Annotated in this window: 9 protein-coding genes; 7 read left to right on the top strand and 2 right to left on the bottom strand. The window is 75.2% G+C overall.

What is annotated here, in order from left to right; all coding sequences use genetic code 11:
* Positions 1–125 precede the first annotated feature (125 nt).
* A complete protein-coding gene (locus NNW99_RS06505; RefSeq protein WP_215117741.1) occupies positions 126–1,619 on the top strand; it encodes a cellulose-binding domain-containing protein in 1,494 nt (497 codons plus the stop codon).
* Positions 1,620–1,843: 224 nt separating this feature from the next.
* The gene (gene rsgA / locus NNW99_RS06500; protein WP_215117740.1) at positions 1,844–2,950 is read left to right on the top strand and encodes a ribosome small subunit-dependent GTPase A; all 1,107 of its coding nucleotides are present in this window, start codon (positions 1,844–1,846) and stop codon (positions 2,948–2,950) included.
* A gap of 3 nt (positions 2,951–2,953) precedes the next feature.
* On the opposite strand, the gene NNW99_RS06495 is transcribed toward rsgA, so the two are convergent.
* Positions 2,954–5,800, bottom strand: coding sequence for a BTAD domain-containing putative transcriptional regulator (locus NNW99_RS06495; RefSeq protein WP_215124183.1), 2,847 nt, complete (start codon positions 5,798–5,800; stop codon positions 2,954–2,956).
* 100 nt (positions 5,801–5,900) lie between these two features.
* On the opposite strand from NNW99_RS06495, the gene NNW99_RS06490 reads away from it, so the two are divergent.
* From NNW99_RS06490 to NNW99_RS06475, 4 genes are all read left to right on the top strand, one after another.
* On the top strand, positions 5,901–6,170 hold the full coding sequence (locus NNW99_RS06490; protein ID WP_215117739.1) for a hypothetical protein: 270 nt from the start codon (positions 5,901–5,903) through the stop codon (positions 6,168–6,170).
* Positions 6,171–6,205: 35 nt separating this feature from the next.
* Positions 6,206–9,367 (top strand): lantibiotic dehydratase, encoded by a 3,162-nt coding sequence (locus tag NNW99_RS06485; RefSeq protein WP_215117738.1) that lies wholly within the window; start codon positions 6,206–6,208, stop codon positions 9,365–9,367.
* Positions 9,368–9,443: 76 nt separating this feature from the next.
* A complete protein-coding gene (locus NNW99_RS06480) occupies positions 9,444–10,859 on the top strand; it encodes a DNA-3-methyladenine glycosylase 2 family protein (protein ID WP_251057726.1) in 1,416 nt (471 codons plus the stop codon).
* A complete protein-coding gene (locus tag NNW99_RS06475) occupies positions 10,859–11,344 on the top strand; it encodes a methylated-DNA--[protein]-cysteine S-methyltransferase (RefSeq protein WP_215117737.1) in 486 nt (161 codons plus the stop codon). Before NNW99_RS06480 ends, NNW99_RS06475 begins: the two co-directional genes overlap by 1 nt.
* Positions 11,345–11,364: 20 nt before the next feature.
* Here NNW99_RS06475 and NNW99_RS06470 read toward each other — a convergent pair whose 3' ends face one another.
* Positions 11,365–11,847, bottom strand: coding sequence for a DUF456 domain-containing protein (locus NNW99_RS06470; protein ID WP_215117736.1), 483 nt, complete (start codon positions 11,845–11,847; stop codon positions 11,365–11,367).
* A 209-nt stretch (positions 11,848–12,056) separates the two neighbouring features.
* Here NNW99_RS06470 and NNW99_RS06465 point away from each other — a divergent pair, with 209 nt between their 5' ends.
* Positions 12,057–13,931 carry a protein phosphatase 2C domain-containing protein gene (locus NNW99_RS06465; RefSeq protein ID WP_215117735.1) on the top strand — a complete coding sequence of 625 codons (1,875 nt, stop codon included), beginning with the start codon at positions 12,057–12,059 and terminating at the stop codon, positions 13,929–13,931.
* Positions 13,932–13,993 lie beyond the last annotated feature (62 nt).

Here is a 13,993-nt window from a genome sequence, read left to right as displayed (position 1 = left end):
AGGATTTGAAAACGCGGCTTGTCAGTTGTGTCGAGAACGTGAAAAACTCCTCCCCTGCCGCGAGGTTCCCCCCAACTCCTTTGCCAACATGGTGAGTTGACCTCGCTTGTGGATGCAGGAGACTCATGCCCGACCTGCCGACCCCTCAGGACGCCTCCGAGGCCGCGCTGTTCTCCGAGTGCTGGGACGCGGTCCTCGCCTACGCCGACCTGTGCACGTCCGGATCCACGGCCGCCGCACAGCTGGGCCGCGAGGCGTTCGCACACGGCATCCGTGAGGCACGCGCCGCCGATGCCGGACCGGCCCGCACCTCCGGCCGCCGCCCCGTCCGGCTGCCCCGCATACCCCTGCTGCTGACCGCCGTACGCACCACGGCCGCGGACTGGGAGGACGCGGGACAGGGCCACAAACTCGACCCCGACCTGCGGCTCTGGCTCAACTCGGACAAGGCTGCCCGCTACACCGGACCGCCGCTGCAGCGCCCGCTCGCCCTGCGCGGACTGCGCGACCTCCAGCAGGCGGACGCCGAACTGCTGTGGCTGGCCGAGGTGGAGGCGCTGCCGCTGTCCCTGGTCGCCCGTCGCCTGGGCCTCGACCCGGCCACCGCCGACGACGAACTCCAGCAGGTGCGGACCCTGTTCCGGGACCGCTGCCACCGCAACCACCTCGACACACCGATGGACGCCCGGTGCCGCAGCTACGCCCGGCTGCTGGACGCCGTCACCCGGGCCCCCGCGGCCGACGCCCCGGGCGACCTCTCCCGGCACCTCGCCACCTGCGTGCAGTGCGCCGAGGCCGCCGCCTGTCTGCGCCTGCACGGCGGAGGACTGCCCGGGGCGCTGGCCGGCGGGGTGATCGGCTGGGGCGGGCTCGCCTATCTGGAGCGCCGCCGCCGCGCCGCCGAGGTGCGGCTCGGCGCCGGCCGTCCCGGCCGGGCGGAACTGCCGCCCGGGGAATCGGAGGAGGGCGCGCAGAAGGCGCGCGTCGCCCGCAACGGCCTCCTCGTCGCCGCCGTCCTGGTCTCCGTCCTGGCCCTCGGCGTCTCGATGATGCCCTTCGGCGGAGGCGACGACGACCTCGGGGCACGCGGCGACATCGGCCGTCAGCCGGTGGCCGACCCCGACCTGTCCGTGCCGTCGGTTCCCTCCCTGCCGCCCGCGACCTCGAAGCCGGCCGGCAAGGCCACCGAGAACACGGGGAAGTCGCAGAAGCCCGGCAAGCCGGAGAGCGGCGACAGCCGGACCGAACCGCAGGGCACCTCCTCGCCCACCGAACGCCCGGAAGAGCGCGAGAGCGAGGACCCCACCTGCCGGGTCGAGTACGACCTGGTCAACCAGTGGCCCGACGGCTTCCAGGCCACCGTCACCGTCACCACCAACGAGCCCCTCGACTCCTGGCGCGTCTCCTGGTCCTTCCGGGACGGCCAGCAGGTCGGCCAGATGTGGGACGCCTCCGTCTCCCAGGACGGCTCCCGCGTCACCGCCACCGCCGCCGACTACAACAAGTCGGTCCGGGCGGGCGACGACCTGGCCTTCGGCTTCCTCGCCTCCTGGCGCGGCAAGAACTCCCCGCCGTACGACTTCGAGCTCAATGGCGAGGACTGCGCGAAAACCGGTTGACGCGACTCCGCCGTGACGGGATACCGTGACGGCGGTTCCACGAGAGGCCGAACAGGGCCGACAGAGCAGACGAGAACCGAAGAGTTCGAGGACGAGGAGGTGTTGACCGATGGCTGTCACTGCGACGAGCGCTGCCCGCATCCAGTTCATCAAGTCCACCTCCATGGCCACCGGCTGATCCGACCGACCGTCGGGCCGGGGGCCGACCTTGGAAAGGGTCACCCTTGACCTCCAGCTCCGCTTCCTCCGTTTCCTCCGCGCTCGCTCCCTACGGCTGGGACGACGCATGGGCGGCCGAGTTCGCCCCCTACGACACCGAAGGCCTGCTGCCCGGACGCGTGATCCGGGTCGACCGAGGCCAGTGCGATGTCGTCACCGCCGACGGCATCCTGCGGGCCGACACCGCGTTCGTCACGCCGCACGACCCGCTGCGGGTCGTGTGCACCGGCGACTGGGTCGCCGTCGAACCGGGCGGGAACCCGCGCTACGTCCGCGCGTATCTGCCGCGCCGCACCGCGTTCGTCCGCTCCACCTCCTCCAAGCGGTCCGAGGGGCAGATCCTCGCGGCCAACGTCGACCACGCCATCGTCGCCGTGTCCCTCGCGGTCGAGCTCGACCTGGGCCGGGTCGAACGCTTCCTCGCGCTCGCCTGGGAGTCCGGGGCGCAGCCCGTCGTCGTCCTCTCCAAGGCCGACCTCGTGCCGGACGCCGTCACCCTCTCCCATCTCGTGCAGGACGTGGAGACCAGCGCGCCCGGCGTGCCGGTGGTGCCCGTCAGCTCGGTCGACGGAGACGGGCTCGACGTCCTCGCGGCGATCGTCGCCGGTGGTACGTCCGTGCTGCTCGGGCAGTCCGGCGCGGGCAAGTCGACCCTCGCCAACGCGCTGCTCGGCGAGGACGTCATGACCGTCCAGGCCACCCGGGACGTCGACGGCAAGGGCCGGCACACCACGACCACCCGCAACCTGCTCGCCCTGCCCGGCGGCGGGGTCCTCATCGACACCCCCGGGCTGCGGGGCGTCGGACTCTGGGACGCCGAGACCGGCGTCGGGCAGGTGTTCTCCGAGATCGAGGAACTGGCCGAGCGGTGCCGCTTCCACGACTGCGCCCACGAGGCCGAGCCGGGCTGCGCGGTGCTGGCCGCCATCGAGACCGGTGAGCTGCCGGAGCGGCGGCTCGACAGCTACCGCAAGCTCCTGCGGGAGAACCAGCGCATCGTCGCCAAGACCGACGCCCGGCTCCGGGCCGAGATCCGCAAGGACTGGAAGCGGAAGGGGGCGATCGGACGGGCCGCGATGGAGGCCAAGCGCGGAGCGCACTGGCGCTCGTGAGTTCTACTCCCTCCGGTGCCGCGTCCCCTGGGTGAGTTCCAGAGCCAGGGCCACCCGGTCGGCCGCCGTGAGGCCTGCGTCGTGCGCCATGACGTAGGCCTCGTCGCCGAGTTCCTCCCGGACGCGCAGCTCCGTGGACAGGTGCGCGGTGTGGAACGGCAGCAGGCCGGTCAGGTCCACCCCCATGTCCCGGCGCAGCCCTTCGGCGGCACCGAGCAGCGTGGCCGCCGGGCCGGGCCGGGCGACGGCGGCCGTCGCCCACGCCAGGCTCTCCACTCCCCACAACGGGCCCCAGTTGTCGCCGACCGCCCGCTGCCTGGCCAGGGCGTCCCGCAGCCGGGGCAGCGCCCGGGCCGGATCGCCGTACCGCAGCTCGGTGACCCCCGCGCACCAGGTCGCCCAGCTCCCGGCCCATTCGGCGCCGGACGCCTCGGCCTCGGCGACATACACCGAGCGGGTGGCCAGAGCGGTGTCGCGGGGGCCCAGGAAGGCGGCGGCCATGGCCCACATCATGGTGGCCATGTGCGCGTCCCCCGGCAGTCCCGCGGCCCGGAACGCCTCACGGGCCCGGGCGAGCCGGTCGACCGCCGCGCTGTCGCCGTCGACGAGCAGCGCGTGGGCGCCCTCGACGAACCGGACCGCGGGGTGGGCCTCCGGGGTGGCCCCGGCCGGCCGGCACGCGTCCAGGAAGGCCCGGACGGAGGACCGGTCGCCCTGGCAGAGGGCGATCCACACCGTCATCGCCCGGGCGGCGATGTCCTGCTCCGGGCGGAGGGCGGCGTCCGGGCGGGCCAGCAGCCGCTCCAGCCAGTGCCGGCCCTCCCCGAGGGTGCTGCTGAAGAACCAGCACCGGGTGCGGCCCAGGTCGACCGCGATGTCCAGGCCCGTGCCGGTCAGGTCCGGGGCGGTCGCGCACAGGTCGAGCGCCGAGCGGATGTTGGGCAGGTCGAGACGGAGCCGGGTGAGCCAGTCCACCTCCCGCGGCCCGCACCACCCGGCGGCGGCCCGGGCGGCCAGCTCCCGGTAGTGGCGTACGTGGCGCAGCCGGACCGCCGGCACCTCACCGCGTTCGTCGAGCCGGTCCCGGCCGTACTGGCGGATCGTCTCCAGCAGCCGGTATCTGACCCGCGGCCCGGCATGACCGGCGTACACGATCGACTTGTCGACCAGCGCCGCCAGCAGATCCCGGATGTCCCCCGGGGCGAGTGCCCCGCCGCTGCCGACCGCCTCGGCGGCGTCGAGGTCGAAGCCGCCGGTGAAGACGGAGAGCCGGCTCCACAGCAGCCGCTCGGCCTCGGTGCACAGCTCGTGGCTCCAGTCGATGACCTGGCGCAGGGTGCGCCGCCGGTGGTCCGGGCCGCCGCCCCGGGGCGCGGCCAGCAGCCGGAAGCGGTCCTCGAGCCGGTCCAGGATCTCCCCGGCGGCCAGGGTGTTCAGTCGTACGGCGGCCAGCTCGACGGCGAGCGGGATGCCGTCCAGACGGTGGCACAGCTCGGCCACGTCGGCGCGGTTCGCCTCGGTGACGCGGAAGCCGGGCGCCGAGGCCGCGGCCCGGTCGGCGAGCAGCCGCAGCGCCTCGCAGCCGGTGTCGTCGGCCCGCTCGGGCAGGGCGAGGCCGGGGACCACGACGACGTGCTCTCCCGGGACCGTCAGCCGCTCCCGGCTGGTGGCCAGCACGGTCAGCTGCGGCGCCCACCGCAGCAGCCGCAGCACCAGGGCGGCGACCGGCTCCACGAGGTGCTCGCAGTTGTCCAGGACCAACAGCAGCCGCCGGTCGCGCAGATGCTCGGTCACCGCGTCGGCCACGGGCCGGCTGGAGTGGTTGCGCAGACCGAGCGACTCCGCCACCGCCCGGTCCAGCAGGCCCGGATCGGTCAGCGCCGCCAGGTCCGCGAGCCACACTCCGTCCGGGAAGGCGTCGGCCGACCGGGTCGCGGCGCGCAGCGCCAGCCGGGTCTTGCCGACACCCCCGACACCGGTCAGGGTCACCATCCGGGTCCGCGTCAACAGCTCGGCGACATGGTCGAGTTCCCTCACGCGGCCGACGAACGACGTGGTCTCGGCGGGCAGCCGGCCCGCGGTCCGCTCCCGGCCGGTGAAGGCCGCCGGAGCGTCGTCACCGGCCAGCACCCGGCGGTGCGCGTCACGCAGCCCGGCCCCGGGATCGACGCCCAGTTCCCGCGCGAGCGTGGCCGCCGCCTCCCGGTAGCAGTCGAGGGCCTCGCCCTGCCGTCCGCTGCGGTGGAGGGCCAGCATCCGCTGCTCGTGAAAGCGTTCACGCAGGGGGTGGGCGCCGGTGAGGGCGCGCAGTTCGGACAGCACCCGTGCGTGCCGCCCCAGCGCCAGATCGGCGTCGATCCGCAGTTCCAGGGCGTCGAGCAGCGCCTCGCCCAGGGCCGGCAGCACCTCCCGCAGCGACTCGGCCGGCAGATCGGGCAGCGGGTCGCCCCGCCAGAGCCGGACGGCCTCGTGCAGGGGCCCGGCCGCCTCGGCCGGCCGCCCCGCCTCCAGTGCCGTACGGCCACGCCGGACCAGCGCCGTGAAGCGGTGCAGGTCGACGTCCTGCGGGGTGACGTCGAGCAGATAGCCCGACGGGCGGGTCAGGAGCAGGTCGCGGCCGAGGGCGCGGCGCAGCCGCAGTACGTAGTTCTGCAACGCGTTGGGGACGCGGGCGGGCTGGCGATCGCCCCACACCCGGCGGGCGAGGCACTCCACGGGCACGGTCCGCCCGGCGTCGACCAGCAGCGCGGCCAGCAGGGCCCGCAGCCGCGCCGCACCGAGCGGCACGGGCACACCGTCCCGCCGAATCTCCAGCGGCCCCAGCACCATGAACTCGTAGCGCGCACCCATCGCGTTCATGATGCTACACAGGGTGACTTTCGCGGGGCCGGGTCGGTGAGAGCCGGGCGTGACCGGGCCGAGAGCGGACCGGGGGACGGTGGACGAGTCGATGAGAACCGACAGTCCGACGATCCGAGAGGAGAACCCCGTGTACGACGATCCGTTCGACCTCGACACGCGGCAGACCGGGGCGGGGGAGGGGGAGGCTGTCGCGCTGACGAGCGGCGGCACCCTGAACCCGTGGTCGGGAGCCGTTGGGCTGACCACCAGCGGCACCATCCACCCGTGGTCCGGTGCCGTCGGGCAGCGGACCAGCCACACCATGCACCCGTGGTCCGGCGCCGCCCGGCACGACACGCCGCCGTCCCCGACGCCGTGACCCGGAACGGCCCTTCGGAACCGGGTCGGACGCGGATGCCGTCCGACCCGGTCTTCGTCCCTCTCGGTACGGCCCTGCTGCGCGCCCCGCTGCTCCCCGTCGACACGCTGCGGACGCCGGGCACACCGGATCCGTCCGACGCGACGGACGAGGCCAAGGCGCTGCGCGCCGCCGTCACGGAACTGACCGACGATCCGCTGCTGTACGAGGCCCTGGCCCTGTCCAGCCCGTCCCTCGGGCGGCGGCTGGAGTCCCTGCGGGCGGGCGGCGACGTGTCCCTGTCCGCGCTGCGCCGCACCTGGCGGGCGGTGCTGCGCTACCGCGCGCGGATGGCCGGCCGGCCCACCCCGTTCGGGCTGCTGGCGGGCGTCGCACCGGCCCGGTTCGGCGAGAGCGCCCGGGTACGGCTCGGGGCGGCGCACGGCAAGTCGGCCCGCCCCGACGCCGAGTGGCTGGACTGTCTGACGCGGCGCTGGGAGCGCGACCCGGCGATCCTGGCCGGACTGCGCCTGTCGGCCAACGGTCTGTGCGTGCGGCGCGGCGACCGTCTGGTACTGCCGTACGCGCCTGCCGCGCCGGAGGCCGGGCCCGGGCCCGCGGAGGCGGCGGAGCCGCGTGAGGTGTCGGTGCGCCGGACGGAGGCCGTGGCGGCGGCCTGCGCGTACGCCCGCCGGCCGGTGACCCATGCCGCTCTCACCGAACATCTCCGTGCTCGGCTGCCCGCAGCACCCACCGGTGCGATCGAGAAGCTGGTCACGGAACTCGTCACTCTCGGCTTCCTGTTGACGGACCTGTCGCCGCCGCCCGGAGCGCTGGATCCGCTGGCGCAGGTGACCGACCGCCTGGCGCATGTTCCGGCCGCGACGGGCGAGGCACGGCGGCTCACGGGGGTGGCCGCCGCACTCGCCGACTATGCCGAACGCCGGCCCGGCGAGGGCCTGCTCGCGCTGCGCGCGGCCGAGGACCGCATGGACGCCCTGGCCCAGCGCCCGTACCGCCTCGCCGTGGACACCGCGCTCGACGCGGACATCACCCTTCCGGACGCGGTCGCCGAGGAGGCACAGCGCGCGGCGGACCTGCTCTGGCGCCTCGGCCCGCCCGTCACCGAAACGACGCGTCCGCTCGCCTCCTACCATCGCGACTTCCTCGAACGGTACGGCCTCGCACGGGCGGTACCCGTGGCCGAACTCCTCGATCCGGTCGCCGGACTCGGACCTCCGCTGCCCGCCGCGACGACCCGCGCGGGAGCCCGGGACGATGCCCTGACGGCCCTGGCCCAGGAGGCCACCGCGTCCGGGGCGCGCGAGATCGTCCTCACCGACCGGGACCTGGACGCCCTCGGCGACGACTCCGGTGTCCCTCCGCCCTCGACCGAGCTGGTCTTCCAGCTCCTGGCATCATCCGAACAGGCGCTCACCGCCGGGCGGTTCACCCTTGTCGTGTCCCCCCAGCTCACCGGCAGCTGGCCCGCCGGCTCCCTCGCGGCACGCTTCGCCCATCTGCTGCCCGAGACGGGCCGGCAGCTCGCCGAGACGGCGCCCGTGGCGCTCGCCGGTACCGCGTCACCGAACGCCCCCGTCCTCCCGGTCCAGTTGGTCTTCCGCCCGGCCCTGTCCCGGGCCGGCAACGTCGTCCGTACGCCCCGCTGGGTCGAACACACCGTGGCGCCCGGCACGTTCGGAGAGGGAACGGACCCGGGGCACCTCGCACTCGACGACCTGGCGGTGGTCGGCGCACTGGACCGATTGCGGCTGGTGTCGCTCCGGCACGACGGGCGGGAGGTCGCCGCGGGCACCTTCCACATGCTCGACACCAGGCTGCTGGCGCCCGCGCACGTACGTCTGCTGCATCTGCTCAGCGTCGACCACGTCCGGCCGTTGCTCGGCTGGGACTGGGGGACGGCGCGGGACTGGCCCTGGCTGCCCGCCGTACGGCACGGCCGGACCGTGCTGTGCCGGTCCCGGCGGCTGGTCCGGGACCCCGACGTCCTCGACCACCGCACCGGGTTCGCCGCCTGGTCGCAGGCGCTCGGGGAGTGGCGGCGCCGGCTGCGGGTGCCCGAGGTGGTCGAGGCCGGCAGCGGTGACCGTCTGCTGCCCCTGAACCTGTCCCGCCCGGCGGACGCCCGGCTGCTGCGCGAGGAACTGCGGCGCGACCCCGGCACCCCGCTGCACGAGCGGCCCGACCTGACCGGGGACGGCACGGGCTGGCTCACCGGACCGCACGGCACGCACACCGCCGAGATCTCCGTACCGTTGCTGCGCCGCAGCCCCTCCGCCCCGGCCGCCCCCGCTGCCACCCGGCGTCCGCTCGTCCGCCACGGCGACGACCCCGCGGTCGGCCTGCCGGGAGGCTCCTGGCTGTACGCCAAGCTGTACTGCCCCGGCCCGCTCCAGGACGCGGTGCTCGCCCGCCATCTGCCGGAGCTGCTGGACGCCCTGCCGCCCGGGGCGGACCGCTGGTTCTTCGTCCGGTACGCCGACCCGGACCCCCATCTGAGGCTGCGTCTGCACGGTGATCCCCGGACGCTGTACGGGGAGGTGCTCCCCGCGCTCCACGACCTGGCGGCGGATCTGCGGCGGCAGCGGCTCGTCGGCCGGCTGGTCCTGGACACCTACGACCCCGAGACGGAGCGCTACGGAGGCACGGCCCGGACCATGGAGGCGGCGGAACGGGTGTTCCACGCCGACAGCGCGGCGGCCCTGGCACAGCTCCGGCTGCTCGACCACGCCCGGCCACCGGCCGCTCCCCTGTCCCTCACGGCGGCTGGGCGGGCCCAGCTCGCCTGGCACCTCGTCCCGGGCACCCCGGCCGAACGCGCCCGGCGCCTGCTCGCGATCGCGCCCCGCGACGAACACCACCGCTCCTTCCGCGACCACCGTGCCGAGGCGCTGCGGCTCGTCGACCCGTTCGGCGACTTCGCGGCCCTGCGCGAGCAGGCCTGGGCGGCGCCGCTGCTGGCCGCCTGGCAGACCCGGGCGGCCGCCGCCGACAGCCTGCGCCGGTGCCTGGCCGAGATGCCTGCCGACGCCGACGCGGAACCCGACACCGACGCGGTCCTGGCCTCCTTGCTCCACATGCACCACAACCGGCTGACCGCCGACCCCACGCCCCGGTCCGAGGGCCGGGTGGCCGCCGTCGCCCGCGGTGCCGTGGAGGCCCACCTCGCCCGCCGCGAGGCGCGGGCCGCTCCCTGAGGCGGCGGCCCGGTACCCGAAGCGCCATGTCCGATTTCCGCCAGCGGCAGGCCGGGCGACGGCGGAGACTGGACGGGTGAGAGACCAGCTGACCGACGAAGACACCAGGTACGAGGCCGTACGCAGCCGCGACGCCCGCTTCGACGGCGTGTTCTTCTTCGCCGTCGCGACGACCGGCATCTACTGCCGGCCGAGCTGCCCCGCGGTCACCCCGAAGCGGACCAACGTACGGTTCTTCGCCACGGCCGCCGCCGCGCAGGGCTCGGGCTTCCGCGCCTGCCGGCGCTGCCGCCCGGACGCCGTGCCCGGCTCCGCCGAGTGGAACGTCCGCGCGGACGTCGTCGGCCGGGCCATGCGGCTGATCACCGACGGCGTGGTCGACCGGGAGGGCGTCGCCGGACTCGCCACCCGGCTCGGCTACAGCGCACGGCAGGTGCAGCGGCAGCTCACCGCCGAACTCGGCGCCGGGCCGGTCGCCCTCGCCCGCGCCCAGCGGGCCCACACCGCGCGCGTGCTGCTCCAGACCACCGGGCTGCCGGTCACCGAGATCGGCTTCGCGTCGGGTTTCGCCAGCGTCAGGCAGTTCAACGACACCATCCGGGCCGTCTACGCCTCGACACCGAGCGAGCTGCGCGCCGCCGCCGTCCCGAAGGGCGACCGGAACCGCCGCAGGGCCACCCCGAGCGCCGGCATCCCGCTACGGCTCGCCCACCGCGGCCCCTACCAGGCGAGACCCGTCTTCGACCTGCTGGAACGCGAGGCCGTGCCCGGCGTCGAGGAGGTGAGCGGCCCGCCCGGCACCCGCGTCTACCGGCGCACCCTGCGCCTGCCCTACGGCACCGGCATCGTCGCCGTCGACGAGCGCCCCGGCACCGCCCGCACCGGGCTCGGCGCCCACCCCGGCGGCTGGCTCGACGCCCGGCTGCACCTCACCGACCCCCGCGACCTGACCACCGCCGTACAGCGGCTGCGGCGGCTGTTCGACCTCGACGCCGATCCCTACGCCGTCGACGAGCGCCTCGCCGCCGACCCGCGGCTCGCGCCCCTGGTCGCCGCCCGGCCCGGACTGCGCTCGCCGGGCACCGCCGACCCGGAGGAACTCGCGGTGCGCGCGCTGACCGGCCGGACGGAGGCGCAGCGGCTCGTAGGGCGGTACGGCAAGGCGCTCGACGCCCCCTGCGGCAGCCTCACCCATCTCTTCCCCGAGCCGGCCGTCCTCGCCGCGGCCGAGCCCGGCGGCACCCTCGGCGCCCTCACCACCGCCCTCGCCGACCACGCCGTACGCCTCGACCCGGGCGCCGACCGCGACGAAGCGCAGGACGCCCTGCGTGCCGTGCCCGGCCTGGACGCCCGTACCATCGCCGAGATCCGCACCCGCGCCCTCGGTGACCCGGACGTGGCCCCGCCCGGCCTCGACGTCCCCGACAGCTGGCGACCCTGGCGCTCGTACGCCTTGAACCACCTGCGCGCAGCAGGGGAGTGGGAGTTGTGATGACGACGACGTACTGGACGACCGCGGACGGCCCCCTCGGGCCGCTGCTGCTCACCGCCGCCCCGACCGGCGAGCTGACCTCGCTGTCCGTGCCCGGGCAGAAGGGCGGACGCGTGGTGCTGGATGGCTGGCGGCAGGACCCGGGCCCCTTCCGGGAGGCCGAGGAACAGCTCGCGGCCTACTTCGCCGGGGACCTGAAGGAGTTCCGGCTGCCGTGGCGCACCGAGGGCACGGCCTTCCGGGAGAAGGTCTGGGCCGCGCTGGACGACATCCCCTACGGCTCGACCGCGACCTACGGCGAGATCGCCGCGCGGATCGGAGCGCCCAGGGCGGCCGTACGGGCCGTCGGCGGGGCGATCGCCGCCAATCCGCTGCTGGTGGTCCGGCCCTGCCACCGGGTGATCGGCGCCGACGGCGCACTGACCGGGTACGCGGGCGGCCTGGACCGCAAGGTACGGCTGCTCACGCACGAGGGTGTGCTCTAGCCCGCCTCGGCGTGGCGGTGTCAGCCCCAGAGGACCGCGCCGAGCCAGGCCGCCGCGATGAGCTGGCAGGTGAACAGCTCCGTCAGGATGCTGGAGCCGCCCGAGCGCATCACCTGACGCACGGCGGCGACCGCGTCGCCGTGGCGGCCCAGGCGGCGGCGTTCGTAGAGATAGATACCGGCCAGATATCCGGGGATCGCGCCGAGTACGGGGAGCAGGACGAAGCCGAGGGTGGATCCGGCTCCGGCCCAGGCCAGCATGCGGCGGTTGGCGCCGCTCGCCCGGAGCTGCCGGGGCGGCAGGGCCCAGCGCACGCCCTGGGACACGAACATCAAGGCCGTGGCACCCACCAGGGTCCACCACGCGACGGGCTGGGGATCCTTCAGCGCCCACCACATGACCGCGGCCCACACCAGCAACGACCCGGGCACCGCGGGCAGCAGCACTCCGCACAGACCGAGCAGGATGACCAGCCCGACCAGCAGGAGGTCCCACACTCCCATCTGACCAGCGTGCCGGAATCCGTGAGAAGGCGCAGGTCAGGAGCGTGGCCGAGGTCAGGACCCGCAGGTCAGCCGCCCGGGGCCGCCGTCCGCCCTTATCGCATGGCCGTTCTAGAGGTCACTCGAGCCGTCGTTTCCCGGTGCCGGGACGGGCCGGTTTTTCCGGAAGCCCCGTTTTCATCCCGGCCGTGCGGTGGACAATCAGGGGCATGAGCCAGCAGGGGGGAAGGCCCACCGGTCAGGACGACGACTGGTGGAGGCAGTTGTACGACGACTCCACCGACGACACGGGCCCCACACCCGCCCCGGATTCCCTCGACGACCGCTTCGCCTCGGCGGCGGGGGCGGTAGGGAGCCCGGCGGACGAACGCCCCGCCTCCGATCCGGTGGTCCCGGCGCCCCGGGCAGCCGCCGACGAGCCCCGCGCCCCCTGGGAACCACCGACGTCCCGGCCCCCACGCCCGTCGACCTTCCCGACCGCCACGAAGCCGCCGGGCGGCACAGGGCAGACACCGGATCGGCCCCCGCCCCCATCACCCCCGCCCCCTCCACCCCTGCCCACCACCCCACCCTCCTGGCCCAGCCCGGAATTCCGCCCGGCCGAGCCGACCTTCCCCGCTGCCGAGCCCGGTGGGGTCGGGTCTCCGGGGGCTGGCTCCGGTGGGGCCGGGGCTCCGGGTAGCGGCTCTGGTGGGACCTCGACTCCGGTGGCCGAGTCCGGCCGCACCGGGGCCCCCGCCACCGGGCCCGGCAGGGCCGGTTTCCCGGCCACCGAGCCCGACGGGACAGCCTTCCCCGCCCCCGTCGACCCACCGCCGGCGCCACCCCGCTCCGCCGAAGGTCCGCCGGTGCCACCCAGCCCGGCCGATGCACCGCCCGCGCCTTCCCGCTCCGCCGAAGGTCCGCCGGCGCCTCCCCGCCCGGCCGATGCACCGTCCGCCCCACCCCGCCCCGCCGAACGTCCGCCGCTGCCACCCAGCCCGGCCGATGCCCCGTCCGCGCCACCCCGCCCCGCCGACCCGGCGTTCGCACCGCCTCTCCCGGTCACCCCACCACCCCCGCCGCAGACCCTCTCCGACCAGCCCGCCCCCCGGATCGAGCGCCCCGAGCCCTCCCCCCTGCCCCTCGGGTACGTCGGGTCCCGGCCGCCCACCTACGACGCCGAGCCCATCGCGCTACCGGCGGCCGACCCCGATGATCTCGACGACCTGGTCGCGGACACCGTGCTCGACGGGGCCCGGTACGGGGCGTGTACGTTGCGGGCCGTGTCCGTGCGGGGGGACTCCGCGCGGTACCGGGGGGAGCCGCGGCGTGACTCGCTGCTGACCGCGCGCTTCGGCACGGGCGAGCACGCGCTGCTGCTGGTGGCGATGGCGACCGGGGCCCGTGCCACGCAGGGCGCGCACCGGGCCGCCGCCGAGGCCTGTCACTGGATCGGGCGGGCCGTCGGGCGCAGTCATGCCCGGCTCGTGGCGGACATAAGGGACGGTCGCCGGGGCGACCTCAAGTCCGGGCTGCACCGTCTCACCGACCGCAGTCTCGGCAAGCTCCGCGCCAGCGCCGCCGAACAGGGCGTCGACCCGCAGGAGTACGCGGCCGGCCTGCGCTGTCTGCTGCTGTCGGCCGACCCGGAGTGCCGTACGCGCGTCTTCTTCGGCGTAGGACCCGGCGGGCTGTTCCGGCTGCGGGACGGCGAGTGGCAGGACATCGAACCGCAGGTCGCCGAGATCAAGGGCGAGCCCGTGATGGGATTCGGGTCGCCGCCCTCCGAGACGCCCGAGGGCGACCGGTTCACCATGGACCTGGGCATCCCGACCCCGCCCAGCCCCTACGAACCGGCCCCGGAACCACCCCGCGAACCCTTCCGCTTCCGTACCTCCGTCGCCCGCCCGGGTGACACGCTCCTGCTGTGCAGCGGCGGCCTCGCCGACCCGCTGCGCGGCGAACCCGAGCTGGGCGACTACCTCGCCGAGCGGTGGTCCCGCCCCGACCCGCCCGGCCTCGCCGCGTTCCTCGCGGACTCCCAGGTGCGGGTCAAGGGCTACGCGGACGACCGTACGGCCGCCGCCGTGTGGGAGGCGTGAGCGCGCACCCTGTGACTTGATGGAACCCGGAGGGATCCCTGGAGACCGAAGGGGCACACGAG

The sequence above is a fragment of the Streptomyces sp. CRCS-T-1 genome (assembly GCF_024442335.1).
Lineage (GTDB): Bacteria > Actinomycetota > Actinomycetes > Streptomycetales > Streptomycetaceae > Streptomyces > Streptomyces koelreuteriae.
This window is presented reverse-complemented; position numbering and strand designations above follow the sequence as displayed.

Coding starts and splice junctions, on each gene's coding strand:
- NNW99_RS06475 (WP_215117737.1), top strand. CDS start 10,859: ATGACGACGACGTACTGGACGACCGCGGACGGCCCCCTCGGGCCGCTG.
- NNW99_RS06465 (WP_215117735.1), top strand. CDS start 12,057: ATGAGCCAGCAGGGGGGAAGGCCCACCGGTCAGGACGACGACTGGTGG.
- NNW99_RS06495 (WP_215124183.1), bottom strand. CDS start 5,800: ATGGGTGCGCGCTACGAGTTCATGGTGCTGGGGCCGCTGGAGATTCGG.
- NNW99_RS06485 (WP_215117738.1), top strand. CDS start 6,206: ATGCCGTCCGACCCGGTCTTCGTCCCTCTCGGTACGGCCCTGCTGCGC.
- NNW99_RS06505 (WP_215117741.1), top strand. CDS start 126: ATGCCCGACCTGCCGACCCCTCAGGACGCCTCCGAGGCCGCGCTGTTC.
- NNW99_RS06490 (WP_215117739.1), top strand. CDS start 5,901: ATGAGAACCGACAGTCCGACGATCCGAGAGGAGAACCCCGTGTACGAC.
- NNW99_RS06470 (WP_215117736.1), bottom strand. CDS start 11,847: ATGGGAGTGTGGGACCTCCTGCTGGTCGGGCTGGTCATCCTGCTCGGT.